This is a genomic window from Hahella sp. NS-SX17, from assembly GCF_057367735.1.
On record NZ_CM170632.1, the window covers coordinates 277,593 to 303,334 of the forward strand.

A 25,742-nucleotide genomic window follows, 5' to 3' on the forward strand; every position below is an offset into this window, starting at 1 on the left:
CGACTACTGATACTTTTGCAGAAACTCAGCGTAAGCGCCGTCTTCCAGCATACGCTGCAGCGTGTCTTCCATTCGCCGCAGTATTTCCGGGTCTTTGGCCAGCGGCGACTTTCTGGAAATAATCAGATGGGCCGGCGTATCTAACGCCATTTTCGTCGGCAAGGCCACAATTTGCTCATCCAGTCCCAACTCTCGCGCCATATAATCAACTTCCAGCTCATTGCCGATCACCGCGTCAATGCGCTGAGCGGCGAGCAAACGCAGATTATGGCTCATGGATTTCTCGATAACCTCAAAGCGCCCCCGCCTTTGCGCATAATCAAACTCCGAGTTGATAGAAAAGCCCAGATTCTTGCCCAATACCTTGCCATCCAGATCCTCCAGGCTGTAAAACACCATCGGTCGCTCCCGATTTACAAACACGCAATAGGTGCTTAGATGCACCGGGGGATCAAGAAAGATCGCGTACTCCTCCCGCTCCCGCGTGCGAAAGGCGGAAAAGCCGCCATCAATGGAGCCCGCCGCGATCTCGTGCAAAACCCGTTTCCAGGGATAAAGCTTGATTTCGACCTTCCAGCCCAGGCGACGCGCCATTTCCTCGATGATATCCACATCCAGTCCTTTGATTTGGTCGCCATCGCGCCATTCATATGGCTTGAAATCCTCCTGCGAAGCCAGCACAAGCGATATTTCCGCCGCCGACGGCTGCATCATCAGTAGTGTGAGCAGCCCACTAAGCACCAAAACTGACAGTCTCATTTGGCGTTCTCTCCGCAATGATAAAAGCGCCTTATCATCCTTTCGGCCGATCCCACCAACCCAAAAGCCTATTGTAGCTGATTCTTTTTTAATCTATTTATATAGCAACTTTACAAAAGGTTACATATTTACAACAGACAACTTTATAACAGACAACCGGGATGTCACGAATGAGCACATTCGACCACCGGCCGGCGGCGAGAAGAGAGTATTATGCACGTAGTAAGCTACACCGAACCCCAATTACCCGACCTGCTGACGCTGTACGCCAAGACGCTGCTGAAGCGGGAGTTGACCTACACTCGTCTGCCGGAGTTATGCGTTGAGGTTTTTGATATCACTCTTTGCCGCAACCATTTGGATAAATATCTCCACTTCTTTGAGTTTAGTCCGCAATACCGACAAACTGAACGCGCGCCCCTGCCGTTTCTCTATGTTTTTACACAAAAGCCCCAGCTGACCCTGCTGACCCGGCCGGAATTCCCGCTCAAACTGCTGGGACTGGTGCACCTGGGCGTCAAATTCATTCAGCGCTTCCCCATATCCGCCCAGGACCGCCTGACAGTGCGCGCCTACTTATCTGGCCAGGAAGAATGCGCTCACGGACAAAGTTTCACGATCACGACGGAGATCTGGACCCGGGGTCAGGTAGCGGTGGAAATGATCAACCACTACCTCAGCAAACATCCCGGCAATCACCGCCCCACCCGCAGCGGACCGCGCACGCCGCTATCAGACGCCGCTCCTGAGACTACCTTCTACTTCGGCAGCGCCGATATTCGCCGTTATGCGCGGCTGTCCGGCGACTTCAACCCGATCCACCTCTACCAGTGGACCGCGCGCCTGTGCGGAATGAAGCGGCCGATCGTGCACGGTATGTATTCGGTGGGTAAAATCATGGGCTACCTGAGCAATCAGAACGAGCGTGAGATTCGTCAGGCGTCCTTGAAATTCACGCGCCCCGTCTACGTGCCCAATGACCTTTCCCTGTGGGCCCACCCTTTCGACAACCGCACCATGGTGACGTTGGGCAGTCGCTCCAACGCCCCCAGCGTCTCCGCTGAAATAGAATACAAGCTGGGCTGAAGCTGTTCCGCCGTATCCCGCGGCGGAATAATCCTGAAAAGTATGCTACTTAATTAGTAAGCGCTATATTGTCGCGCGACAGTGCGCCGATGCCGGACTATGCGTCAGAAAGCGCTTAACGCCTGATTCCGATTTATTTTTTGCACCCGCCGTGGAGCCTTAATTCATGTCCAGCGAAGTCAACGATCTGGAACATACGCTGTTTGCTTTTATAGAAAGCAGCGATGAAGCTTACGCCCTCTTCAGCGACCAGGACCTACTTGTTTACTGCAACGCCGCATTCGCCCGATTATTCAATGCCGAGCGCGACTTTCTGGCTGGTTTCAGTTTTCGTCGTCTGGCCGAACGCTGTTACAGCACCCGCCAAGGGATTCACATTGAGTCCGATGATCTTGAGGGCTGGCTGCGTTACGCACAGGAATTACGTCGCACACGTCAGTTCCGCAGCTATGAGGTGGAGATCAGCGGCGGACGCTGGTTTTTATTCTCGGAGCAGATCGACAAAGAAGGCCGGATGCTGGTGCGCGCCCGCGACCTCACCGCGCAGAAGCAACTGGAAGGCCGCATCAATCACGCCAATCAGAAGTTACGCCATATGGCGATGACGGATGAGCTCACGCATGTATCCAACTATCGCGGCTTTTTTGAAGCGGCGGAAGCCGAGGCGAATCGCTGCTGGCGCACCGGCGCGCCGATGACGCTGATGTTGCTGGACATGGATCACTTCAAAAAGGTCAATGACAGCTGCGGCTATCCGGTTGGAGATGAAATACTGCGCCGTGTCGCCGAACTCACCCGGGACGCATTGCGTGAGTACGATGTGTTCGGACGCATCGCTGGCGAGGAGTTCGCTATTTTCCTCAGTCAGGCCAATGATAAAGTTGGTTTGCAGATAGCAGAGCGCCTCATTGAGTCGATAGCGGCCATGATTTTCACCGGCCCGGCGAACAACGATCCTGAGGTTCGCGTCACCGCCTCCATCGGGCTGTGTATCGGTGAATGCGATACCCCCTTCGAACAGCTTTTCAAACAAGCGGAAGTGGCTTTACAACAAGCCAAAGACAATGGCAGAAACCAGGTGGCGGCCTACCACATGAAAAGACCCTGACGCCTAGCCATCACAGGAAAAGGATCTGCGACCATCCGCCGTCAGCGTCGCGCGCTCTTGCGCTTGTCATGAGATCGCAAAAAGACCGCAGAGCGCGCGACAACGTCAGATGGCCGCAGAAAACAGGGGCTAGCCTCGTGTGAACGTCTCCGAGCCGGTTGTGGCGACATTATCCGCCGGCGCTTCCCAGCCGCCGCCCAGGGAGCGGTAAATGTCCACTACGCCTTTCATGATATCGGTCTCCGCCTGCACAGCGGCGTCTTCCGCCGCCAGGCGGGTGCGCTCTGTATCCAGCAACACCAGCAGATCGATAAAACCTTCCTTGTATTGCGCCTGGGCGATTTCCTGAGCCCGCGTGCTGCTCTCCACCTGCGCCTGCAAGTGCAGATAGCGTTGCTGGCTCTGGTGATAATTAACAAAGCTGAGCTGTGCGTCTTCCAACGCCCGCAGGACCGTCTGCTGATAGTCTTCCAGGGCCGCCTCATTCTGCGCCTCGGCCACACGCACCCGCGCCTTCAGAGAGGCCCAGTCGAAGACCGCCCAGTTCAGGCTGGGGGCGACAGACCAGGCGCCTGAGGAAGATTTCAACAACTCACTCCCTGAACCGGAAATGAAGCCCAAAAAGCCGGTCATCTCCACTTTGGGAAACAGATCCGCCGTCGCGACGCCAATTCTGGCGTTGGTTGAAGCCAGTCTGCGCTCGGCGACGCGAACGTCAGGACGACGACGCAACAGCGCGGCAGGATCGCCAATGGCCAGCGCCGTGGCCACTTGAGGAATGGGCTGATAACTTAAGTCCAGCGCCAGCTTCCCGGGCTCCGACCCAGTCAGCACCGCCAGTCGATATTCATCGCGGGCGATGCGCGCCTGTAACGGCGCCAGCGTAGCCTGGGCGCCGGCATACTGCGCTTTACTGCGCGCCACATCCAGCTCTGCGCCGACTCCCGTCTTATACTTGGCTTCCGTCAGATCCACGACGGATTTCAAATTCTCCAGATTGCGCTGCGCCACTTGAACCTGCGCCTGAGCGCCACGCAAGTCTGCATAGACGCGCACGACCTCGGCGATAATCTCCACCTGCATGTTGCGCAATGCTGCGTCACTGGACAGGGCTTCCGCCTCGGCCGCTTCGATCAGCCGCGTCACGCGACCGAAGAAGTCCAGGTTCCAGCTCAGGGCGCCTCCGGCGGAATATTGCTCCACCTTGGCGGCGTCAGAAAAAGTCGGCGCCGACTTCGCTCGAGAGGCGCTGTACTCAGCGTCTGCGCCGCCTTTCGGAAAATAGTCGTCGCGACTGTCCTCAAAGGCGGCGTAGGCCGCCTTCACATTGGCCCGCGCCTTGGCGATGTCATGGTTATTGGCGAGCGCCATGTCCACCAGTTTCTCAATTCGGGGATCATTGAACTGCCCCCACCAGTTCTCTTCCATACGCTGGAAGTCAAACTGCTGTTGATTAAACGTCTGCAACTGCGCCTCAAGCTGTTCTGGAGCCTGATAATCAGGCCCCACTGTCACGCATCCCGCCATAGCAAGAGTGAGTGCGGAGACTATAAAAAGCTTCGACTTACGCATGAGCCACCTCCCCTTGCGCCTCCTCCTGCGGATTACGCTTTTTCACCCAGCGACGAATCAGGTGATAGAACAGCGGCGTCAGCAGCAGTCCAAAGATGGTCACCCCGATCATGCCGGAGAACACTGCGACGCCCATGGCGTGACGCATCTCCGCGCCGGCGCCGCTGGAGTAGACCAATGGAGCCACGCCCATGATGAACGCCAGTGACGTCATCAGAATCGGACGCAGACGCAAACGACAGGCTTCCAGAATGGCGTCCATCAGACTCAGACCCGCGTCCTGACGCTCCTTTGCGAACTCCACGATCAGAATCGCGTTCTTGGTCGCCAGCCCCACCAGTACAATGAGACCGATCTGGGTGAAGATATTGTTATCGCCGCCAGACAGAATCACCCCGGTCATGGCTGACAGCAGCGTCATCGGCACGATCAGAATGATCGCCAATGGCAGCGACCAGCTTTCGTACTGCGCCGCCAGCACCAGGAACACCAGCAAAACAACCAGCGGGAAGACGAACACCGCTGTGTTGCCCGCCAGAATCTGCTGATAAGTCAGCTCGGTCCACTCATAGGTCATGCCGTTGGGCAATTCGTCGTTGAGCAGCTTCTCAATCGCCGCCTGCGCTTGACCAGAGCTGTAGCCCGGCGCCGGCGCGCCGTTGATTTCCGCTGTCGGATAGCCGTTGTAATGCATGACCCGATCCGGCCCCGCCGTGTGCGTCACGTTCACGAAAGAGCCAATGGGAATCATGTCGCCCTGCGCATTACGCACCTTCAGGCGACTGATCTGATCCGCTTCCTGACGGAAATCGTCTTCCGCCTGCACATTCACCTGATAGGTGCGCCCGAACTGGTTGTAGTCATTCACATACAGCGAGCCCATATTGACCTGCATGGTTTCAAACACATCGTTCAACGACACGTTGTGCGACTTGGCCTTCTCCCGATCCACATCCACATCAATCTGCGGCACATTAACCTGGAAGCTGCTGAACAGGCCGGTCAAACCAGGAGTCGCCCAGGCTTTCTGCACAATATTCTGGGTCTGCGCATACAGCTCGTTGTAACCCATACTGGCGCGATCCTCGATCTGCAGACGGAAACCGCCGATGGTCCCCAATCCCATAACGGGAGGGGGTGGAAAGATCGCCACGAAGGCTTCCTTGATGGCGCTGTACTCCCCGTTCAACTGTCCTGCGATAGCGCCGGCGGACAGAGACGGATCCTTGCGCTCCTCAAAAGGCTTCAAAGTGACGAATACGATGCCGCTATTGGGGCTGTTCACGAAGCCGTTCACGGACAAGCCGGGAAACGCCACGGCGGACTCTACGCCGGGATGTTTCAATGCGATCTCAGACATCTCCCGAATCACGTCTTCCGTACGATCCAGCGAGGCTGCATCCGGCAACTGCGCGAAAGACACCAAGTACTGCTTGTCCTGCTGCGGCACAAAGCCTACCGGCGTTGTCTGGAACTGATGGTAAGTCAGACCGATCAGACCGCCGTACACCACCAGAATCACCAGGCCGCCGCGAATGATGCGTTTCACGCCCCAGGTATAGGCATTGGACGCTTTCGCAAAAAACTTGTTGAAGGGCGCGAACAACCAGCGACCGAACAGGCCGTCGATAACGCGGCTCAACAGATCTTTCTTGGCGCTATGCGGTTTCAACAGCACAGCGGACAGAGCCGGACTCAGGGTCAGTGAGTTGATCGTCGAAATGATCGTGGAGATCGCAATGGTCAACGCAAACTGTTTATAAAACTGGCCGGTGAGACCAGAAATAAACGCAGTCGGAATAAATACCGCGCTCAGCACCAGAGAGGTCGCGATAATCGGGCCGGTAACTTCTTTCATGGCCTGTTTGGTGGCTTCCACCGGGGTCATGCCCAACTCGATATTACGCTCGACGTTTTCCACCACCACGATGGCGTCATCCACCACGATGCCGATAGCCAACACCAATCCAAACAGCGACAGCGCGTTCAGCGAGAAGCCGAACAGATACATCACCGCAAAGGTGCCCACCAAGGATACCGGCACCGCCACCAGCGGGATAATCGAAGCGCGCCAAGTCTGCAGGAACAGCACCACGACGATGACGACCAGCAGAATGGCTTCCAGCAGGGTTTGCACCACGGCTTTGATGGAGCCTTTCACGAAAACGGTCGGATCGTAAACGATGGAGTAGTCCACCCCTTCCGGGAACGTCTTTTTCAGTTCCGCCATGGTGGCGCGCACGTTATCGGAAATCTCAATAGCGTTGGAGCCGGGACGCTGGAAAATCGGCAACGCCGCCGCAGGCTTATTATTCAACAAAGAGCGCAAAGCATAAGTGCTGGAGCCCAGCTCCACGCGACCGACATCTTTCAGACGGGTCATTTCCCCATTCGGGCCAACGCGGACAATGATGTTTTCAAACTCTTCCGTGGATTCCAGGCGGCCTTTAACGTTGATCAGCAACTGGAAGTCGCTGGCGCTGGGAGACGGCGGCGCCGCCAGAGTGCCCGCCGCCACCGCCCGGTTCTGTTCACGGATGGCGTACAGCACATCGCTGGTCGTCAGATTCAACGCCGCCACTTTTTCGGGGTCCAGCCAGATCCGCAGAGAGTAATCCCCGGCGCCAAACACGCGCACGGCGCCAACGCCTTCGATGCGCGACAGCGCGTCTTTTACGTTCAAGGTGGCGTAGTTCGCCAGATACAGCGTGTCGTAACGGTTATCCGGCGACACCATGTGCACCACCATGGTCAGGTCCGGCGACGATTTCTCTGTGGTGACGCCTATACGCTGCACCTCGTTGGGCAAACGCGGCAGCGCGCGGCTGACGCGGTTCTGCACGTCCACCTGAGCTTCGTCCAGATCTGTACCCAGGGCGAAAGTCACCGTCAACGCCATGCGGCCGTCAGAAGAGGCCTGGGAAGACATATAGAGCATGTTCTCAACGCCGTTGATCTCCTGCTCCAGCGGCGACGCGACGGTTTCTGCAATGACTTTCGGGTTGGCGCCGGGATAGGTGGCGTTCACCACCACCGTAGGCGGAACTACCTCGGGATATTCGGTTATTGGCAACTCAAATACCGCCAGTGCGCCTGCGATAAAAATCATTATCGACAGTACGCCGGCCAATATGGGCCGATGAATGAAATATTGCGACAGATTCATAACTGCTTACCTTTAGCCGCGAGGCTGTTCCAGAGCGGCGTTAGGAGTCGCCTTGGCCGGAGCGGACGCCTGCGCCGCCTCCAGACGGGCCTGCTCCGTCAAATACTTTTCAACGATCCGCTGTTGCGCATAGAAATGCTCCAGCGCCGCCGGCTCCACCATGGCGGATTCCTGCGGAGTCACTTCAACGCCGGGGCGCACGCGTTGCAGACCGTTCACCACGATTTTCTCGCCAGGCTGCAAACCGTTGCGGATCAAGCGCAAGCCATCCACTTTCGGTCCCAACTCCACCGGGCGGTAATTCACTTTGTTGTCCTCGCCAAGCACCAGAACGAACTTGTTGCTCAGATCCGTATTGATGGCGCGGTCGCTGATCAGGATGCCTTCATGGCGGCCGCTGGCGATGATTCTGACCCGCGCGAACAAGCCGGGAGTGAACTCATCGTTCTGATTATCAAACACCGCCCGCCCGCGAATGGTGCCGGTTTGCGGATTCACCCGGTTATCCAGGAAGTCGATGTAGCCAGCGTGGGAATAGTCCTGCTCGTCAGCCAGACTCATCAACGCGGGGTTATCCCCATCGCGTGCGCTGGGACGGTCGCCACGGGCCACCTGCTCGCGGTATTTCAGATAAGTGCGCTCATCAGCGTCAAAGTAGGCGTAGACCTTATCCACCGACACCAATGTAGTCAGCAGACTCTGACCGGCCTGCACATAGTTGCCTTCAGTAATAATGGCGCGGGAGACGCGGCCGGAGATCGGCGCAGTCACTTTGGTGAAGCTCAGATTCAACTTGGCGGATTCCAGCGCCGCCCGGGTGGACTGCACCTGCGCCCGGGCCTGACTCAACTGACTCTCGCGGCTGTCCACCTGCTCCACGGAAATGGCGTTCTGCTTTTTCAAACTTTGCGCCCGCTTCATATCGCGCTCAGCGAGTTCCAAACGCGCTTCCGAACTGGTCAGCTCTGCGCTCAGGCGATTGACTTCCGCCTGAAATGAGCGCGGATCGATTTCAAACAGTAAGTCGCCTTTCTTGACTCTGGCGCCCTCTTCAAAGGCCACCTTATCAATGTATCCTGACACGCGGGGGCGCAACTCTACCGTTTGGGTCGCCTCCAGACGACCCGTGAACTCATCCCATTCCGTAACGGGCTCGTTAATAACTGTAGCGACGTCCACAGCCGGCGCCGGCATGGCGTGGCCTTGCTGTTGGGGAGACTCAGCGGGCTGGCAGGCGCTCAACAGGACTGCCGACGACACTGCCGCTCCGTATAGAATGAGAGATCTGGGAAATTTCATGACAAGCTCCTTTGACTGACAGGCGCACAATAACCGGCCTCTACTGACAACCTGCTGTCAGTAACTCCGTTAGCGCCTCAGGTTTTTTGCGATGCTTGCATTCTGTTCGTAATCATTGATATCGTCTAATTTATATTTAATATTCGATACATCACTAATTTTTATATGAAGACTCGATATGCGTAATATAGATCTGAATTTGCTCGTTATTTTCGACGCCATCATGACCGAAAACTCCATTAGCGGCGCAGCTGAGCGGCTTTCCATGACCCAGCCTGCAGTCTCCAATGCGGTGGCGCGCATGCGCCAGGTCTGGAACGATCCCTTGTTCGTAAAAAACGGGCGCGGCATCCAGCCCACCACCCACGCGCTCAGCCTGTGGCACCAGGTCAGCGGCCCGCTGATTCAACTGAAGGATGCGGTCAACCCGCAAGACTTCGACCCATCCACGACGCGCAGACGCTTCCGCGTGGGCATGAGCGATATCACCACGGACCTGATCTGGCTGCCCATGCGCAGAATGGTGGAGACGGAGGCGCCTAATATCGACCTGCATGCGGTCCCCGCCAATGGCAACAACTCAGAAAGCATCCTGACTAACGGCGAAGTGGATCTGATCGTAGGTGTGATGCAGGAGTTTCGCACCTCGTTCCGTAATGACTTCCTGTTCGAAAGCGATTATGTCTGCGCGATGCGTAAAGACCACCCCCTGGCGGCGGAGCCGCTGACGCTGGAGAAATACCTAAAGGCGGACCACCTGCTGGTGACTTTAACCGGAGAGGCTACCGGGTTCGTTGACATTACGCTCAGTCAGCAGGGGCTCAGCCGCCGGGTGGCGATGACTGTGAATCATTTCGCCTCCGTGCCAGCGTTGCTGGAAGGCAGCGACCTGATTTCCATCGTCCCCAACATGGTGATCGCCAAAGGCGCTAAATGCGGCTCGCTGCACGTCACTAAGCCGCCCCTGGAGATACGCCCTACCCCCGTGTCCATGATCTGGCACGCCCGCCATGACCGTGACCCCGGGGTGCTGTGGCTGAGAGAAAAGATCAAGTTTTTCACTATCGCCGAGTGGCTTAAATACCTGCCAAGCTGTTGTCCGCAGGTATGTCATTTACGTCCATGGGATGAAACGACAGAGGAAGAGAGTAAGAGTAAGCTGATCATAGACTGACCGCCAGAGCGGCCAGTCCAAAAGGGTTACTTATCGGAAGGCACAAACACCAGTTTGCCCGGCGCTACTTTGAGGTCCATATTGGTCAGAGACATAAACTGCCCCGCCAGATTGGCGTCGTCCAGGCGATATACCGGCATGGTTTCCAGCATCTGCGCCAGGAAGCGCATGGCGTTGTCCGTCACCGGCTTGAAATCGCCTTTGAAGTAAGGGGAGTCGATACGGCTGTCCAGCAAGCGCAGGCGACGGATATACACCGCTTTTTCCTGGCTGTTGTAATAAGGCGCGCCCTCTACTTTCAGGAAAACGCCCACCGGCAGTTTCGCCATCAGCGCGTTGACCGCCACTTCGCCGTTTAACTCCAGCACCGCCACATCGCGACCTTCAGGGCCCAAGGTGACATCCACTTTGTCGAGCGCCAATGACAATGGCGATCCGGATTCCAGCTGCTGGCGGTCATAGCGACCCACCTGCTCCTGCATGTAACTCTCCAGCGTGGCCTCGCTGATGCTGAACGGCGACAAGGTCGCACAGCCGCTCAAAAGAGAGATCAAAATCAAAATAGGTAAAAACAGTTTTTTCATGTGGATCATTTCCAGAGTTCTTTGTCGTCCATCCTGCAATATGCCGACGCGGGGGGCAATAGCGTATATCCACGTCGCGTCGCAGGGAGGTGAATCAGTCCGGAATCAGTCGTTTTCCCATGCTGACGGACTGATCCTCCAAATAGCCCAGGGCAGTATAAAACCCGATAGCCGTCAGATTATCCTTACGAATCTGTAAGTTTATCTTCGGGCAGTTCAGCGCCAGCAGCCGTCTTTGCAATTCATCCATCAAGGCGCGCCCCCACCCCGAACGCTGATGCTGTGGGTCCACCGCCAGATAGTTCACCCATCCGCGATGTCCCTCATAACCGCCCATCACTGTCGCAACCGCCCGTCCACGCCATTCTCCCACCAGAAACAAATCGGAGCCGACCTCCAGTTTGCGGCGAATATCCTTGCGCGGGTCGTTCCAGGGTCGCACTAAGCCGCACTTTTCCCACAAAACGAGGACCTCGTCTTCATCTTGCCGCTGGAAAGTTCTTATTATCAGTTCAGACTCACTACTGGTTACCATGACCAGACATCTCCGTCAGGAATTGAACATGACGCCTAACACAACACAATAAAGCGCGGTATGCAAAACTTAAGGCTCGCATGGACTTACAAAATCAGTCGCAGCATCGTCAGAGCGCTGGCGTACAGGCTGGCGCTGACCGAGCTGGACTTGCAGCGTTATCTCACCGCGCACTTTCCCATCGAGACCAAAAAGTATTTACTGGGCGTACGTTTACATGATCCCTGGGTGCGCCTGGACGACGCCCGCAATCGCATCGCCATCGGCGCCAAGGTGAAACTGCAGATTCCAGGCGGCTTCATCTCCACTGGCATCGTGGAAATGGAGGGCGTTCTCTCCTACTCACGGCAGGAAGGCGCCTTTTATCTCTTCGACCCGCAAATCAATGATTTACAAATACATCCTATCCCCAGCCGCTATCTCAAACCGGCGCGCGCCGCCGTGCGTATTGCGCTATCCCGTTATGTCGCAGGCGCGCCCATATTTCAGTTCCGCATGGATAGCCTGCGTCACCGGTTGGCGCGCAGTCTGGTGAAAAACGTGGAGGTCCGTCGCGGCAAACTGCGGGTGCGCTTTCGCTCCTCACGACAAAACTGTGAGACCTCGACCAACAACGCCTAGGCTGTACAGGTGATACATAATCTCAGCTTCACCGCTATATTGGTTTGCCGGTAAGGCCGGATAACCCCATACGTAGGCCCCTATTCCTAAGACATTCGACCGAATTGAAGGCATTCGGAGGTGGATGTATGGTTTATAATCTGAACACCAATAAATATAAAGGAGCCGCGGGAGCGCAGTCCCCTCTCGCCTTGGTGCACAGCCGACGGGGAGCAATCGATACAACTAAGAAAAAGCTCTCTCTAATAAAACAATCTCATGCAATGGAACCAACAATGAAACTGTGCAAAAAAAACCTGCTTGCAGGGATAATGACCGGACTGACGTTCACCGCCGCCAACGCCTCCGCAAGCGGCCCCGATAATATTGAATCCTACCGTAGCATTACCGCAAAAATCGTCGGTGGAGAAGAAGCCTCTCCCGGCGAATTCCCATTCATGGTGTATCTGCAATACAACGGCGGACAGTGGTGCGGCGCCTCCGTGGTCAGCGACTACTATGTGCTCACGGCTGCGCACTGTACGTCAGGCCGCTCCGCCAGCAGCTTCAAGGCCGTTGTCGGCCTGCACCGCCAGAACGACATGAGCGACGCCCAGGTGATTCAGGTGACGGAAGTCATCAACCACCCTGGCTATAACTCGAACACCATGCAGAACGACATCGCGCTGTTGAAAGTGGCGCAGAAGATCGACGAAAAATACACCCGCATCACCCTCGGGGAAGGCAATGACATCTACGACGGCCTCATGACGACGGTTATTGGCTGGGGCGACACTTCCGAGGGCGGCAGCTCTCCCAACTCGCTGCAGAAAGTGGATGTGCCTGTGGTGTCCCTGGAAGAATGCCGCAGCGCCTATGGCAGCAGCAATATTCACAACCATAACGTCTGCGCCGGCCTCAAGCAGGGCGGTAAGGACTCCTGTCAGGGCGATTCCGGCGGCCCCTTGTTTATCAATCAGGCGGGCGAGTTCCGGCAGTTGGGTGTAGTCAGTTGGGGCGACGGTTGCGCGCGCCCGAATAAGTATGGGGTCTATACAGCCGTCCCCAGCTTCACCAGCTGGATAAACACCCACACTGGCGGCGATGATGGTGGTGACGACGGCGGCGATGATGGCGACAACGGCGACGCCGTCAGCATGAGCAACGGCAAGGCGCTGACTAATCTGAGCGGCTCCGCTGGCAGCTCTAAATACTATGTGCTGGACGTCCCCTCTGGCGCCAGCGACCTTTCCTTCCAAATTGAAGGCGGTTCCGGCGACGCCGACCTATATGTAAAAGCAGGCGGTAAGCCGACTTCCTCCAGCTATGACTGCCGCCCCTACAAAAACGGCAACAACGAAACCTGTGCAGACCTCCCTGTAAAACCTGGCAAGTACTATGTCATGCTGCAGGGCTACAGCGCCTACAGCGGTCTGAGCCTGACCGGCTCATACAGCGGTGGCGACGATGGCGGTGACAACGGCGACGGCAGTGAAGGCAACGGCGTTGAGAGCGGCTTGAGCGGCGGTTCTGGCGAGTGGCTGCATTTCAACGACATCATCCCTGAAGGCGTTTCGACGTTGACCGTTAAGATCTCCGGCGGCAGCGGCGACGCCGACCTGTATGTGCGCCAGGGCAGACAGCCCAGCGGCAGTCGCTTCCAGTGCCGCCCATATAAAGACGGCAATAATGAGTCCTGCGTCATTCCTAACCCTTCAGCCGGCGAATGGTTCATGAGTCTGCGTGGTTATCGTGACTTCAGCGGCGTCACCTTGGAGTGGACATCTCAATAAACCCTAACGGGCGGCGCAATTGCGCCGCCTCCCTCGCCCTTACCCCGCTAATTGTCCTCCCGCCACCGCTTCCCCGATACGCAAGTTTGTGGAGTGATGAACGCCTCCGCCCCCTAAACGTCACGTTTTTGGTAGTTCAAAAGGCGTAGTTAATAAAAATTAACAAAATTAATGTTTTAGCAAAACCCAGCAACCACGCGCCCTCTCAGGCAGGACGCCTAAAAATCGAACAATCACAGTAATTTACGCCAATTGGCGGAAGCGAGCCTCACGCCTACCCTGTATCCTCTCTTTTCAAGAGACGGGTAATTTACCCGTTACACGACATCGTAAAAAATCTAATAAAAGCGTGGAAATTGATGAAGCACTTTCAAGATAAAGTAGTAAGGTCTCTAGTGACCGGCGCAGCACTGGCCCTGAGTAATTCCGCATTGGCGGCAGGTTTCCAGCTAGTAGAACACAGCGCGTCAGGCATGGGCCGGGCCTATGCCGGCGAAGCCGCAATCGCAGACGACGCCAGCGTGCTGGCGGCCAATCCCGCGGCTATGTCCCTGATCGAAAAAGCCACCTTCAGCGGCGCATTGAGTTATATCGATCCTAACGTGGAGGTTGATGGAGAAAGAGACTTCTCAGAATTTCCTCTACCAGTTCCTTCCAGAGAGGCTAATAAAGATAGCGCGGCTCCCAGCGCATTGGTGCCCGCCGTTTACTATGTGCACCCCTTAAACGACCAAGTAACGCTTGGCATCGGCGCATTTTCCAACTTTGGCTTGGAAACTAATTACGGCGATACTTTCGGCGCTAGCGATATCGCCAATAAGACCAGCATCACGACAGTTAATATCAACCCTAGCATTGCTTATAAGTTAAGTGACCAATTTAGCATGGGCTTTGGCATCAACTATGTGAAGGCGGAAGCAGAGCTACTTTCCACTATGCCCGATGGGATAACGGGCCTGTCTAGAGCCAAGAACGTCGACCTTTCCGGCGATGGCGATACCTGGGGCTGGAACGCAGGCGTACTTTGGAACCTAAGTCAGGATACCCGCTTGGGACTGTCGTATCGCTCCAAGTTATCCATTAAGCTGGAAGGCGAAATCAAGTCGGACACCGTGGCCGAATATAATGACAGCGGCTCATTAACGGTAGATCTGCCCGACATCACCGAACTGTCCTTATTCCAACGTATTAATGACCAACTGGCTGTGCATGCCAGCGTTACCTATATGGGTTGGGAAAACTTCGACAAACTGGAAGTGAACTTGAACAGTGGTGAAGATGAAGTTTTGAAACATGAGAACTGGGACGACTCCATCCGTTACGCGATTGGCGCGACCTATAATGTCGACAATAACCTGACCTTGAGAGCAGGCCTGGCGCTGGACGAAACCCCTGTTGCGGAAGAAAACCGTAGCCTGAGCATCCCTGACGCGGACCGGATGTGGTACAGCATTGGCGCTACCTATAAAGTCAACGCCAACATCAGTGTTGATGCAGGCTATACCCACTTGAACGGCGATAAGGTCTATTTGTCCGAGACAAATGAGAGTACGGGTACATTCAGCGGTTCCTCCGAAGGCGACGCCAATCTGTACTCCGTACAGTTGAACTGGGTAATGTAATCTCCCCAAAGCGCCTGCCTCCCAGGCGCTTTATTTCTTTCAGGCTCGACAGACTCACTTCACGCCCAACACTTCGTTGGGATCGAGAAAGAACATTTTCTTCCAGCCTTGCGTAGAGTCATCCGCCCGCCACGGGTAAGGAAGCAGCGTCACGACTGAGTAATGCAAATGAGGCGGCTTGCCTTTCGCGTTGCCAGTGTCTCCCACGGTTCCTAACGACGTTCCCGTACGCACCAGATAGCCAGGATATACCGCCTGATCCTTAAGATGCGCGAAGTAATGTATGCGCCATTTCGGCCCCAGCACCGCCACCACTTTTCCGCCCAAACCAAGATCGCCACGAAACACCACGACGCCATAGGTAGGAGACGCCAATGGCGTTCCCGCATCAGCGAAGATATCTATTCCTTTGTGCACCCCGGATCTCCCCCAGGGTTCATACCAAAATGTATTGGCGTTCCAGTCTTTGCTGGTCGCTCCCTGCACCGGTATGATCGGAGACTCCGGCGCCGCCGCCCAAACAATGATTATTCCTAATAAAATAAGCAGAACACGTTTCTTTTTCACAGCCTATGCCAGCTCTATTTTCGATCGTCGCACTGGCGATAAGTCAGTCCGCGATAAAGAGATTAAAGCGCCGACCTTACAAAGTCCTCAGACTCTGCGCAACTGAAGATGAACTGCAGGCGGGTTAACGCCGCCAGAATGCAGCGGCGTCAAAAGATGAAAAGGGGACGGGCTAGGGCCGCTCGGCGGCGTCCTCCGCTTTGCCAAGAAGCACCGTAACGCCCGCGTCTCTGACCTGCAGCCCTTCAATCGTGATCAAGCCGCCCGGGTCAGCTTTCGCCAGCCCGCTCTGATATATCTCAGAAGGGTTTTCAGGGTTGGTCGCTTTGAACAGATAGACACCCTTCGGTTCCGTTACAAAACTCTGTAAGCCGCGGAAACTGACATCCGCCGTCACAATGTCTGACGGCGCATGGGCTTTACCCAACTGCAGACAGTCCCTCTCTGGATTGAAGCGGACGCACTTGCGTAGACTGCGTAACTTCAACGTCATGCGAAATCTCACCGGCGTGTCCACAATCGTATTGGTGTCCCATGTCAGATAACCATTGAGAACACCCACAGCATCCCCGTCCATCGGCGAACCGGCGCCCGGGTCATCCGCTCCCAGCACATTAGTGAACACCGGATAGCTTTGGTTTTTGCGATAGGCGTAAACCGTGGAAAAATCGATCATCGGGTCCCATTCTCCGCCCACCGGCGTATGAGCCTTACCTCCTTTGACGCGCTGATCCCAGAAGAAATAACCCAACTGCTTATTGGCTTCCATCGTCTGGTAGAACTCCGGCTTTTCATCCCAGCTAACGACATTGTCGTTTTTGCCGTTGATGATATACATAATCGGCAAGTCAGCCCGGGTGTGCTCCACCAGGTAACTCAGATTCAGTCGGTCGTAGATCCAAACGCCGTCGGAATCGACAAACACCGTACTGGAAGGTATATCGCCCCATAAATGATCGCCGTAGCAACGTTCCGTTTCACCGATATCCCATTGATCCGTCTGTTCGCTGTAGGAAGCGGCGAAGTTGAGTTTAGGCGCGCTGGCCATCACCGCAGCGAATATGTCCGGCGACGCCACCGCCGTGAACAAAGCGCCAATGCCGCCCATGGAGTATCCCCCGGCGTACACTCGATTAGGGTCGATGACAGGTTTCAGCTCATCCCCCGTCTTGATCAATCGTCTCTTCAACCAACCAATGATATGCAGCACCCTCTGCCGGCTGTAATCGCGAATAATCACTTGCCCATTGCTATTGCGGGGCAACTCCTTGGCGCTGCAATGACGAATCCCCAGGCGGTCGGGGTAGCCATACCAAAAGTCATTCACAAACTCTACAGGCCCTCTTTCACAGATCGGCTGTGTCTCATCTCCGTCACAGGCATCAAGCAAATTGGTGTTGAAGTTTTCTGGATAATAAACAATCTCATCTTCGGCTGGGTTATCGAAAGAGCCTGGCTTCACCTCAAACTCCGGCGTCTTGCTCGGGTCCGCGCGTCGTGGATGGAAGGCGACAAACAATGGTTGGTCCGGCTTACTGAGATCGCCCTCTATGCCAAAAGTGAACGGACGGCTGGGCATGTTGGAGAAAGCTTTCTGCGCGGCGGTGTCGTAATGCGCGCCCCAATGGGTGAAGTATTGAACGCCGCCTTCGTTTTCCTGCAGGAAAGGCGTAGTTTTCGCCACCCTTTCGTTGCTGACCGCACACCCGAAGGATACGTCATCGACGGACTCCAGACGCTGACCGCCCCGATTGGGAAACACGGCGTAATAAGCGGTAGCGGTGTCCTGCCTGATCGTGTGCACGTACAGGCCTTCGCCTTTCGTCATCGGAAAATAAGGCGTCAGGAACGGCCGTCCTGACCTTCGCTTATTCAGCCCGGAGCCGAATTCCGCATCGCCGAGCATCTCCGCGTCGCCCACCAATACTGTCTGCGTCGCTTCATTCACCTGAAATGGCTGCGATCCCCGATAAACTTGGTAACGGACGGTGGGGTCATTGACTTCATTCCATTTGAGAAAAGTCTGGCCATCGCCATAGGAGCAGACAAGGTCTGCGGCGAGCGCCGGGGCGGATATCATGGCGGTGATAAAAAAAGCGCCGACAACTTTCCTCAAAGCCAGGCATTCGTCTGACTTCTCTTGATCCATGTTCATATATCATTCCCTTTTTGTTGTGATATGACATCATCGGTAAGGCGCGCCGGTGTAATCCAACCGCCTGCAAAGGGAACGTAAACCGCAGACTGCGAACGTCTAACCTGGACCGGATCGTCGCATCCATTACTGCGTTAACAACTCATTCGTCACTGCTCAGTGGGCGGCCACGCGCGCGCCTCCCGCGAGGAGAGAACTCCTTTCTCCCCGGTCTCCGGGCCGTCGCCGTTCGCGTTCCCATCTGACCGACATCATGTTTTACTATCAATCAGGCAAACAAATAGCTTCCTTCTATTTGCCTGCAACGACAGGGCCTGCACAGGTCAGACCCTGTCTCCCGCGGCTAACCGCCGCGCAGGCGCATCCCTACGCCTGATTATTAACATGAAGCTGACTGCTGGGACCGTTCCTTCGCGCCACCCTCAACGATTGGAAGATATGCCCAGCCTCATCGCAATTGTAACGGGGTAAAATGGTAATTCCACTCTTTTCAAAAGCTTAGCAAAGATCAGACCGACATCCGGAGATTCCGTATTATTTACCCAGGCGGATAACCGCAAATGCTCCTTTTTAATACGAACAAACCTGCAAAATCCGTATCACCAGCCTTGTTTGGTCACCATCAGATAGAAAATCCCAATAACGGCGAAAAAAGCCGGCCAACCCAGCGCATACCAGATACGCATGTAAACGCGGTGGGGATAATTGAAACCGGTTCCCTCTCGCACCGCCGTTTCCGCTCCACGGGCTACCTGTATCTGTAACCAGACCACCGGTAGCCAGCACAGGCCCACCAGGACGAACAACGCCAGACTCATCCATATCCAGGGGGTGCTGTAGGGAATATTAAGCCAATGCAACATCAAGAAGCCGGTGAGCGGCTGGATAATCACCGCCGGAGTGGTGAACAACCAGTCCGCCAGCACCACGTTGCGAGCCACTACGGCGATGACCCGCACATCACCGGTACAATCCGCTCGCCACATGTAAAACGCCGTTCCCAGTCCCGTACCAAACAGTAGGGTGGAGGAAAGGATGTGAATCAGTTTGACCAGGGGATACCACTCCATACGACAACGCCTCTCTCAACGCAACTTTTCCACAGCCAGAAATACGCCCAACAGACACAGCAATGGCAAGTTCTTCAACAGTCCGCCCAATGGCTCCAGCCATAAGACTGGCGCCAGCGCGCCCAAAGTCAGTGTGTATCCCACCACACACAACAACATGCATTGACCGGTCAAAGCCATATTGCGTCGTCTAAGCAATAACGCTCCAAGAACGATGTCCAGCAGACTGGTGAGCCACACCGCAGGCCGCCAGAGAGATTCAGGTAGACTGATCGCCCTCAGTATAGGCTCAAATGCCTCGGGAGGAGCCGCGATCCCGGCGACGCCGGAAAGCAACCACACTACGACCAGCGTCAACCATATGGGCTCCCGCAACAGGTAAAGCCTGGCGTGCCAGCGATCCTGCACAAAACTGGCGGAATTCTGTAAATATCCCTTCACGGAACGCGGCGCATAGTCAAATTTCTCACAAGCCTGCTCATAAGCGCCTGGCTCGGCATAGTTCCCCCGCTGCAGCATGCCCCATACCGTATCATTAAGAGGCCCCGCTCCCAGCCGCTGCCCTATCCAGGCCACCAAGCCGATTAACGACAAGGGAACAGAGACCCGTTTTGCAGCGGGAAACTTCAGCCATCGCCGCATCAACCTGAGATATTCCCGCAATGTGATGACTTCCGACCCCACGGTGTAAGCCACGCCACTGGAGCGCTCCAGGCTTTGCTCGTCATCCGTCCGCATGGCTGCTTGCGCTACGACGCTCGCCAGGTCCTCCAGCAGAATGGGTTGAATTTTCTGATCGCCAGAACCGGGGATGAACAGCAGGTAAGGCAAAGCCGCCAGAGCCCGCAGTAACGAAGTGCCGCCATACGATCCTCTTTCCGACAGCACCACAGAAGGACGCAACACCACTGCCGTCGGCAACGCCCGCATGAGGTAGTCGTCAAACTTGTGCTTGGAAGTAATAAAACCGCCATCCTGCTCTGTTCCCAACGCCGAAATCTGCACAAAGCGCGCAACGCCATTCTGCAGGCAGGCTTCCACCAATGCTTTCGGGGCCTGAAAGTGCACCAGATCGAAGTCTCCCTTGCGAGGCTCCCGCAAAATGCCTGCGCAATTAATCACTGTATCAACGTCTCCCAGCATAGGGGACCAATCCTCCATGCGGGTCAGGTTTTGCAGATCCGCCTGAATGAAGCTGACGGAATCTGAGACAGGAATATTCGCGCGACGTCGCGCCACCGCCACTACCTGACAGCCTTGCTCCAGCAGCTTCTCCAGGACGACGCTGGCGATAAACCCGCCAGCGCCAGTCAGTAAAATTTTCATGAACCCTGGTCTCCGTGACTGAGTCTTGTCCATAACTCATGGCTGACTCGGGCCTGTAACAAAGCGATGTCATCTGCAGATAACTGATGATTCTTCCCGTAGTTATCTACAATTTCACGCCATTTCGCATCATATTCGCGCCAAAACCGCTGAGCGGTCGTCTCAAAACGCCAGCCCTCACCGATAATCAAACGATACATAGCGACACTCTCGCCGCGCCACCACTCTCGCTTTAACTCCCGCCACAGGGCCGCCTCATTATGGCATTCAGGCATGATCGGGCGTTGCGCAACGAGCCAGGCGTCAATAACGGCGTCAATCAGCTGGGATTTGTCGGGAAAATGATTGTATACCGTCGGTTTCGACACTTTGCAGGCGTTGACCACCATATCGATCGATGTTCCCTTGAAGCCCTGCTCCAAAAAAATCCCTGTCGCCGTCTCAACAATAAAATCTCGCTTCGATGCTCTTGCCATGCTCAGAATTTCACTTTATTTTAACTAAACAGTTTAGTTTAATTTGAACCGTCCCCATTATGCCTTATGGGCCCGAATAATACAGGAGAAAATCGCCATGATCCGCAGCAACAACGGTATGTTCGGCAGCTTTGGCGGCCGTTACGCCCCGGAAATACTGACGCCCGCTCTGATGGAGCTGGAGCGCCTGTTTTTCAGTTTGCGCGACGATCCTGACTTCTGGCGAGAATATCAGACTCTGGCGCAGCAATTCAGTGGCAGACCCACGCCTCTCACGCCCTGCGAACGCCTGTCTCAAGTAAACGGAGGCGCACAGATTTGGTTAAAACGGGAAGACCTCAACCACTCCGGGGCTCACAAAGTGAATAACGTACTGGGCCAGGGCCTCCTGGTGCGCCGCATGGGCAAACGTAGAGTGATCGCCGAAACCGGCGCCGGTCAGCATGGGCTCGCCACAGCGATCATGGCTGCTCGTTTGGGCCTTGAGTGTCGCATTTATATGGGCGCGGATGACATTGAGCGTCAGTACGGCAATGTGTTCTGGATGCGTCGTCTGGGTGCAGAGGTCATTCCTGTCGCCACCGGCGCTCGCACTTTGAAAGAAGCCATGGACGAGGCGCTGCGGGACTGGGCCGCCAGTTTCGAAGACACCCACTACGTGCTCGGCACCGCCTGCGGCCCCGCGCCTTTCCCAGAGCTGGTGGCTTATTTCCAGAGCATTATCGGCAAAGAGCTACAGCAACAGGCTCTGTCCCAAATCGGTCGCAATCCTGACAGCGTCGTGGCCTGTGTGGGCGGCGGCAGCAACGCCCTCGGCGCATTCGCGCCGTATATCGACCAGAATGACGTCGAATTGATAGGCGTGGAAGCTGGCGGACGCAGCCGCGAAGAAGGTCAGCACTCTATCCGACTTCAGGAAGGAACTGGCGAAGATGGCATCGCCCAGGGCTTCAAAACACTCTTCTTACAGAACGCTGACGGACAACTTGGACACACGCACAGCGTAGCGGCGGGACTGGACTACGTCGGCGTATCGCCAATTCTGGCGGACCTCGCCCAACGCGGGCGATTAACGCCAGATTCCGCCACTGATGAGGAAGCCCTGGCGGCGTTTGAGACGTTATTGCGACACGAAGGCATCATCCCTGCGCTGGAATCCTCCCACGCATTGGCGGGCGGGTTCCGCCGCGCGGCTCAGATGTCGCCCAACGAACATGTAGTGATTAATTTGAGTGGACGCGGCGATAAAGACATTTTCAATGTGGCCCGCGCTTTCCCGCATCCAGATTGGTCCGCCTTCCTGCAACGCGAGCTGGCGCGCCAACCGGATTTCACACCACAAACAACGCAAGGGGAGAACGCCGTCGATGTTGCCTGAGAAAAAACCACAAGAACTGCTGGTCATGTCCCATGCGGTGGTGGGCTATCCCTCTCTTGAAGCCAACCTGCCTGCCATTGACGCACTGGTCGCCGCAGGCGTGAAAATGATCGAGCTGCAAGTTCCGTTCAGCGACCCAGTGGCGGATGGCCCGACCCTGGCTCACGCCTGCCATGTCGCCCTCAAGAACGGCGGTGGCGTCAAACAAGCGCTGACGTTGGCGGCGCAAGTCTCTCGACGTCACCCACAGGTGAGCTTTCTATTGATGAGCTACCTTAACCCGCTTTACCGTTATGGACTTGAGCCGCTGTTCATCGATGCGGCCAAGGCTGGCCTAAAGGGGCTGATCATTCCGGACCTGCCTGTGGAAGCACTGGAGCCGCATTTACCGCAACTGGATAAACTTGGACTGGCGCCAATCATGATGGTGACGCCCGTTACCCCCCCGGAGCGCCTGCAACGCATTAGCAACGCCGCGCGGGGTATGCTTTACGTGGTTGCCCGCACCGGCGTCACCGGCTCTCAAACCCGCTGGGACACGGAGTTCGATGCGTATATTGCGCGACTCAGGGGATATACCTCACTCCCTCTCACAGTTGGCTTCGGGGTACGCAGCGCAGAGGATTTGCGCCAACTGCGAGGACGCGTGGAAGTAGCGGCAGTCTGCTCCCGCTATATTGAATGGCAAGGAAAGTTTGGAGGTGACGCCGCCGCGGAGCGAATGGCGGAACTATGTGAGGCGGCGGGCGGGCGTCAGGCGACGGCGTAATCCGTCGCCCAGTCAGGGCTTGCTTGCTTTCGCCAAAAAACGATCCAGCTGATTGGCGAACTCCATGCGGTCGCCGTGGTTGAACGCCGCGGGGCCGCCGGTGTGCTCGCCACTGCTGCGCATGGTTTCCATGAAGTCGCGCATCATCAGTCGCTGCCGAATGTTTTCCTTGCTGTAGAATTCCCCCCTGGGATTCAGCGCATGGGCCCCTTTGTCTATGACTTCCGCCGCCAGGGGGATGTCGGCGGTGATCACTAATTCGCCCTGCTCGACATGCTGCACAATATGGTTATCCGCCACGTCAAATCCCGGCGCCACCTGCAAACTGCGGATATATTGCGACGGCGGCGTCTTAAGCGGCTGATTAGCCACCAGAATCAAGGGTGTCTTCACCCTTTCCGCCGCCCGGAACAGAATCTCTTTGATGACGTTCGGGCATGCATCAGCGTCTACCCATATACGCATGATTATTTCTCTTCAATAAAACGTTAAAACCCAAAGTCTAAGCGATGACGCTCGGAAACGGAAAAGAAAGCTGCGCGTTGAAGAGGCGGCGCGCCTATTAATCAGGCAGACAAATAGCTTCCTTCTATTTGCCTGCAAAGACAGTGTCTACAACAACAGGGCCTGTACGGGTCAGCCCCTGTCTCCCGCCGCTAGCCGCCGCGCAGGCGCATCCATGCGCCTGACTATTAACATGCCAATAATCATCACCATGTTAATAGCAACATAAGAGTGTCGCAATTGATTATTTATTGATCTAAAATGGCCTGATGCTGGGGTTTATAGAGGTACTTCATGGCAGTTTCCATCAATGGTCCTACACTTCCCTCCCCGAGCGACACGCAAATTCAGCGGAGCTTCGCCCGCATCAGTTCCGGCTCGCGTATTAACAGCGCGGCTGACGACCCCGCCGGTCTGTCCATCGCCACCCGCATCAGCAGTCGCATCAATGGCTTTTCATCCGCTATTCGCAACGCCGGAGACGGCATTTCCCTATCCCAGACAGCACAGGGGTCACTGGGCCAGGTTACCGAAAATCTACAGCGCATCCGCCAACTCGCTCTTCAGGCCAGCAACGGGGTATACAACGACAGCGACCGCGCCGCCTTGCAACAGGAAGCCGCGCAAATTCTGGAAAGCACCCGACAATTGATGAAGCAGTCCAGCTTTAACGGCGTCAATCTGTTCGATTCGAATGAGGAGCACCGTTTTCAGGCTGGCGCCGAGGGCGGGGAACAGATCGTTTTAGAGGGCCGCAATCTAGTACAGGAGTTGAGCAATTTCGGTTTGGACAGCTTGGATATCTCCAGCCAACAGGGCGCCATCAGCGCAGTATCCGTCATTGACGACAGCCTGCAGGCGACGGTTGATCGGGCGGCGCAATTCGGCGCCCTGTCAAACCGTTTCGAGGCAGGCATACGTGAGCTGGAAACCGCTCGCCTCAATGCATCCGAGGCGCGCAGCCGCATTGCGGATTCGGATATCGCCACAGAAAGCGCCAATCTGGCCACACAAAAAATACTCACACAAGCGCAGGTCGCCATCCGAGCTCAGGCCAACGCTCAAGCCAGATTCGTGCTTACCCTATTGTCCGGCTGAGAAATACAGCTTTGTCGAGGGAAGTACTATTACTGGTTTCACCCCAGGTAATTTTCTACTAACATTTCGTTTTATCATTTGCGCACGAAAATAAAACGAACATGTCCGCTGACAAGCCTTTAAATGCGCGGCAAACCGCGATTCTCAAGCTCATCGAAAAGAACGGCGTCGCCACCATTGACGAACTGGTGGAGGCCTTCGACGTTACACCACAAACCTTACGACGGGACCTTAATCTGCTGGCGGATTACAACCTGATCCAACGCTTTCACGGCGGCGCCACCTCCATCACGTCCACGGAAAACCTGTCCTACCAGGACCGCCAGATCCGCAATCTGGAAGAAAAGGAAGCCATCGCCCGTGAAATTGCGCTGCATGTGCCTGATCACAGCAGCATGTTCATCAACATCGGCACCACCACCGAAACCATCGCCAGAGCCCTGATGAACCACAAGGGCTTACAGGTAGTGACTAACAATCTGCATGTCGCCAGCATGATGAGCCAAAAAGAAGATTTTCGCGTGATTGTCACCTCAGGCGAGGTTCGAGCGCGGGACGGCGGTATTGTGGGTGAGGCCACCATGGACTTCGTTCAGCAGTTTCGCCTGGACTTTGGCATTATCGGCATCAGCGCCATTGACGAAGACGGCGCGCTGCTGGATTACGACTACCGCGAAGTTCGCGTCGCCCAGGCGATCATTCAACAAAGCCGACATGTGTTTCTGGCGGCGGACCATTCCAAGTTCGGTCGCAGAGCCATGGTGCGCCTTGGCAGCATCACCCAGGCCAATATGTTCTTCACCGATCAACGCCCCAGTGAAGAAATAGAGACCATGATGAAGAACCACGACGTACGTTTGCATATCTGTACGCCGTAACGCCACCTTCTGAGAACGGGCCAGGGAACGCCCTCTCGCCATCGCAGGTCTTACCGCTCACGATTTTATCTTCGTTTTTTTTCTTTTCTCTCCCCATCGCGCCTTTTTAGCCGCTACAGAGCAATTGATCCGCTTCCAACTATTGGCCTGACGTTTTGTTCTCTCTTCCTTTAGGCAATCGGAAGCCTATTTTTCACACTAAAGTTAACTTGCTGAATTTAAT

At 55.6% G+C, this 25,742-nt stretch carries 22 protein-coding genes; 10 read left to right on the plus strand and 12 right to left on the minus strand.

The window, feature by feature from the left end; all coding sequences use genetic code 11:
* Window positions 1-3: 3 nt before the first annotated feature.
* The gene (locus AC2IBB_RS01345; protein ID WP_486331125.1) at window positions 4-759 is read right to left on the minus strand and encodes a substrate-binding periplasmic protein; all 756 of its coding nucleotides are present in this window, start codon (window positions 757-759) and stop codon (window positions 4-6) included.
* Window positions 760-972: 213 nt separating this feature from the next.
* Between AC2IBB_RS01345 and AC2IBB_RS01350 the strand changes: the two genes are divergently transcribed.
* Together AC2IBB_RS01350 and AC2IBB_RS01355 are read left to right on the plus strand one after the other, a co-directional pair.
* The gene (locus tag AC2IBB_RS01350) at window positions 973-1,845 is read left to right on the plus strand and encodes a MaoC family dehydratase (RefSeq protein WP_486331126.1); all 873 of its coding nucleotides are present in this window, start codon (window positions 973-975) and stop codon (window positions 1,843-1,845) included.
* A gap of 166 nt (window positions 1,846-2,011) precedes the next feature.
* Entirely contained in the window at window positions 2,012-2,953 is a 942-nt protein-coding gene (locus AC2IBB_RS01355) for a GGDEF domain-containing protein (protein ID WP_486331127.1), read from the plus strand.
* A 129-nt stretch (window positions 2,954-3,082) separates the two neighbouring features.
* Here the strand turns inward: AC2IBB_RS01355 and AC2IBB_RS01360 are convergent, their stop codons facing one another.
* The 3 genes from AC2IBB_RS01360 to AC2IBB_RS01370 are packed head-to-tail and all read right to left on the minus strand — an operon-like array spanning window position 3,083 to window position 8,990.
* On the minus strand, window positions 3,083-4,525 hold the full coding sequence (locus tag AC2IBB_RS01360; RefSeq protein ID WP_486331128.1) for an efflux transporter outer membrane subunit: 1,443 nt from the start codon (window positions 4,523-4,525) through the stop codon (window positions 3,083-3,085).
* Complete coding sequence (locus AC2IBB_RS01365) at window positions 4,518-7,691, minus strand: efflux RND transporter permease subunit (protein WP_486331129.1); 3,174 nt, start codon at window positions 7,689-7,691, stop codon at window positions 4,518-4,520. The genes AC2IBB_RS01360 and AC2IBB_RS01365 overlap by 8 nt, the downstream gene beginning before the upstream one ends.
* 12 nt (window positions 7,692-7,703) lie before the next feature.
* Complete coding sequence (locus AC2IBB_RS01370; RefSeq protein ID WP_486331130.1) at window positions 7,704-8,990, minus strand: efflux RND transporter periplasmic adaptor subunit; 1,287 nt, start codon at window positions 8,988-8,990, stop codon at window positions 7,704-7,706.
* 178 nt (window positions 8,991-9,168) lie between these two features.
* On the opposite strand from AC2IBB_RS01370, the gene AC2IBB_RS01375 reads away from it, so the two are divergent.
* The gene (locus AC2IBB_RS01375) at window positions 9,169-10,164 is read left to right on the plus strand and encodes a LysR family transcriptional regulator (RefSeq protein ID WP_486331131.1); all 996 of its coding nucleotides are present in this window, start codon (window positions 9,169-9,171) and stop codon (window positions 10,162-10,164) included.
* Window positions 10,165-10,190: 26 nt separating this feature from the next.
* Here AC2IBB_RS01375 and AC2IBB_RS01380 read toward each other — a convergent pair whose 3' ends face one another.
* Entirely contained in the window at window positions 10,191-10,748 is a 558-nt protein-coding gene (locus tag AC2IBB_RS01380; RefSeq protein WP_486331132.1) for a YceB family lipoprotein, read from the minus strand.
* 94 nt (window positions 10,749-10,842) lie between these two features.
* Complete coding sequence (locus AC2IBB_RS01385; protein ID WP_486331133.1) at window positions 10,843-11,283, minus strand: GNAT family acetyltransferase; 441 nt, start codon at window positions 11,281-11,283, stop codon at window positions 10,843-10,845.
* Between the two features lie 60 nt (window positions 11,284-11,343).
* Between AC2IBB_RS01385 and AC2IBB_RS01390 the strand changes: the two genes are divergently transcribed.
* The 3 genes from AC2IBB_RS01390 (at window position 11,344) to AC2IBB_RS01400 (ending at window position 15,298) form a co-directional block, all read left to right on the plus strand.
* A complete protein-coding gene (locus AC2IBB_RS01390) occupies window positions 11,344-11,904 on the plus strand; it encodes a YceB family lipoprotein (RefSeq protein WP_486331134.1) in 561 nt (186 codons plus the stop codon).
* A 275-nt stretch (window positions 11,905-12,179) separates the two neighbouring features.
* Window positions 12,180-13,676, plus strand: coding sequence for a trypsin-like serine protease (locus tag AC2IBB_RS01395; RefSeq protein ID WP_486331135.1), 1,497 nt, complete (start codon window positions 12,180-12,182; stop codon window positions 13,674-13,676).
* Window positions 13,677-14,035: 359 nt separating this feature from the next.
* Complete coding sequence (locus AC2IBB_RS01400; RefSeq protein ID WP_486331136.1) at window positions 14,036-15,298, plus strand: OmpP1/FadL family transporter; 1,263 nt, start codon at window positions 14,036-14,038, stop codon at window positions 15,296-15,298.
* A gap of 54 nt (window positions 15,299-15,352) precedes the next feature.
* Here the strand turns inward: AC2IBB_RS01400 and AC2IBB_RS01405 are convergent, their stop codons facing one another.
* From AC2IBB_RS01405 to AC2IBB_RS01425, 5 genes are all read right to left on the minus strand, one after another.
* Complete coding sequence (locus AC2IBB_RS01405; RefSeq protein ID WP_486331137.1) at window positions 15,353-15,865, minus strand: M23 family metallopeptidase; 513 nt, start codon at window positions 15,863-15,865, stop codon at window positions 15,353-15,355.
* Window positions 15,866-16,037: 172 nt separating this feature from the next.
* Window positions 16,038-18,020, minus strand: coding sequence for an alpha/beta hydrolase family protein (locus AC2IBB_RS01410; RefSeq protein ID WP_486331138.1), 1,983 nt, complete (start codon window positions 18,018-18,020; stop codon window positions 16,038-16,040).
* 599 nt (window positions 18,021-18,619) lie between these two features.
* Window positions 18,620-19,090, minus strand: coding sequence for a DUF2269 family protein (locus AC2IBB_RS01415; RefSeq protein ID WP_486331139.1), 471 nt, complete (start codon window positions 19,088-19,090; stop codon window positions 18,620-18,622).
* Between the two features lie 15 nt (window positions 19,091-19,105).
* Entirely contained in the window at window positions 19,106-20,416 is a 1,311-nt protein-coding gene (locus AC2IBB_RS01420; protein WP_486331140.1) for an NAD(P)H-binding protein, read from the minus strand.
* Window positions 20,413-20,892: a TetR/AcrR family transcriptional regulator gene (locus AC2IBB_RS01425; RefSeq protein ID WP_486331141.1), complete on the minus strand. Its 480-nt coding sequence runs from the start codon at window positions 20,890-20,892 to the stop codon at window positions 20,413-20,415. The genes AC2IBB_RS01420 and AC2IBB_RS01425 overlap by 4 nt, the downstream gene beginning before the upstream one ends.
* Before the next feature lie 97 nt (window positions 20,893-20,989).
* Between AC2IBB_RS01425 and trpB the strand changes: the two genes are divergently transcribed.
* Both trpB and trpA read left to right on the plus strand, forming a co-directional pair.
* Entirely contained in the window at window positions 20,990-22,270 is a 1,281-nt protein-coding gene (gene trpB / locus AC2IBB_RS01430) for a tryptophan synthase subunit beta (RefSeq protein ID WP_486331142.1), read from the plus strand.
* A complete protein-coding gene (trpA, locus tag AC2IBB_RS01435) occupies window positions 22,260-23,039 on the plus strand; it encodes a tryptophan synthase subunit alpha (RefSeq protein WP_486331143.1) in 780 nt (259 codons plus the stop codon). Before trpB ends, trpA begins: the two co-directional genes overlap by 11 nt.
* Window positions 23,040-23,051: 12 nt before the next feature.
* On the opposite strand, the gene AC2IBB_RS01440 is transcribed toward trpA, so the two are convergent.
* On the minus strand, window positions 23,052-23,504 hold the full coding sequence (locus tag AC2IBB_RS01440; protein ID WP_486331144.1) for a YaiI/YqxD family protein: 453 nt from the start codon (window positions 23,502-23,504) through the stop codon (window positions 23,052-23,054).
* Between the two features lie 333 nt (window positions 23,505-23,837).
* On the opposite strand from AC2IBB_RS01440, the gene AC2IBB_RS01445 reads away from it, so the two are divergent.
* Entirely contained in the window at window positions 23,838-24,641 is an 804-nt protein-coding gene (locus tag AC2IBB_RS01445) for a flagellin N-terminal helical domain-containing protein (RefSeq protein ID WP_486331145.1), read from the plus strand.
* Window positions 24,642-24,742: 101 nt separating this feature from the next.
* The gene (locus tag AC2IBB_RS01450) at window positions 24,743-25,519 is read left to right on the plus strand and encodes a DeoR/GlpR family transcriptional regulator (protein WP_011400628.1); all 777 of its coding nucleotides are present in this window, start codon (window positions 24,743-24,745) and stop codon (window positions 25,517-25,519) included.
* Window positions 25,520-25,742 lie beyond the last annotated feature (223 nt).

What these genes read in the sequence shown, in the direction of transcription:
- AC2IBB_RS01345 (WP_486331125.1), bottom strand. Translation starts at nt 759, where the DNA reads ATGAGACTGTCAGTTTTGGTGCTTAGTGGGCTGCTCACACTACTGATG.
- AC2IBB_RS01350 (WP_486331126.1), top strand. Translation starts at nt 973, where the DNA reads ATGCACGTAGTAAGCTACACCGAACCCCAATTACCCGACCTGCTGACG.
- AC2IBB_RS01355 (WP_486331127.1), top strand. Translation starts at nt 2,012, where the DNA reads ATGTCCAGCGAAGTCAACGATCTGGAACATACGCTGTTTGCTTTTATA.
- AC2IBB_RS01360 (WP_486331128.1), bottom strand. Translation starts at nt 4,525, where the DNA reads ATGCGTAAGTCGAAGCTTTTTATAGTCTCCGCACTCACTCTTGCTATG.
- AC2IBB_RS01365 (WP_486331129.1), bottom strand. Translation starts at nt 7,691, where the DNA reads ATGAATCTGTCGCAATATTTCATTCATCGGCCCATATTGGCCGGCGTA.
- AC2IBB_RS01370 (WP_486331130.1), bottom strand. Translation starts at nt 8,990, where the DNA reads ATGAAATTTCCCAGATCTCTCATTCTATACGGAGCGGCAGTGTCGTCG.
- AC2IBB_RS01375 (WP_486331131.1), top strand. Translation starts at nt 9,169, where the DNA reads ATGCGTAATATAGATCTGAATTTGCTCGTTATTTTCGACGCCATCATG.
- AC2IBB_RS01380 (WP_486331132.1), bottom strand. Translation starts at nt 10,748, where the DNA reads ATGAAAAAACTGTTTTTACCTATTTTGATTTTGATCTCTCTTTTGAGC.
- AC2IBB_RS01385 (WP_486331133.1), bottom strand. Translation starts at nt 11,283, where the DNA reads ATGGTAACCAGTAGTGAGTCTGAACTGATAATAAGAACTTTCCAGCGG.
- AC2IBB_RS01390 (WP_486331134.1), top strand. Translation starts at nt 11,344, where the DNA reads ATGCAAAACTTAAGGCTCGCATGGACTTACAAAATCAGTCGCAGCATC.
- AC2IBB_RS01395 (WP_486331135.1), top strand. Translation starts at nt 12,180, where the DNA reads ATGAAACTGTGCAAAAAAAACCTGCTTGCAGGGATAATGACCGGACTG.
- AC2IBB_RS01400 (WP_486331136.1), top strand. Translation starts at nt 14,036, where the DNA reads ATGAAGCACTTTCAAGATAAAGTAGTAAGGTCTCTAGTGACCGGCGCA.
- AC2IBB_RS01410 (WP_486331138.1), bottom strand. Translation starts at nt 18,020, where the DNA reads ATGAACATGGATCAAGAGAAGTCAGACGAATGCCTGGCTTTGAGGAAA.
- AC2IBB_RS01415 (WP_486331139.1), bottom strand. Translation starts at nt 19,090, where the DNA reads ATGGAGTGGTATCCCCTGGTCAAACTGATTCACATCCTTTCCTCCACC.
- AC2IBB_RS01420 (WP_486331140.1), bottom strand. Translation starts at nt 20,416, where the DNA reads ATGAAAATTTTACTGACTGGCGCTGGCGGGTTTATCGCCAGCGTCGTC.
- AC2IBB_RS01425 (WP_486331141.1), bottom strand. Translation starts at nt 20,892, where the DNA reads ATGGCAAGAGCATCGAAGCGAGATTTTATTGTTGAGACGGCGACAGGG.
- trpB (WP_486331142.1), top strand. Translation starts at nt 20,990, where the DNA reads ATGATCCGCAGCAACAACGGTATGTTCGGCAGCTTTGGCGGCCGTTAC.
- trpA (WP_486331143.1), top strand. Translation starts at nt 22,260, where the DNA reads ATGTTGCCTGAGAAAAAACCACAAGAACTGCTGGTCATGTCCCATGCG.
- AC2IBB_RS01440 (WP_486331144.1), bottom strand. Translation starts at nt 23,504, where the DNA reads ATGCGTATATGGGTAGACGCTGATGCATGCCCGAACGTCATCAAAGAG.
- AC2IBB_RS01445 (WP_486331145.1), top strand. Translation starts at nt 23,838, where the DNA reads ATGGCAGTTTCCATCAATGGTCCTACACTTCCCTCCCCGAGCGACACG.
- AC2IBB_RS01450 (WP_011400628.1), top strand. Translation starts at nt 24,743, where the DNA reads ATGTCCGCTGACAAGCCTTTAAATGCGCGGCAAACCGCGATTCTCAAG.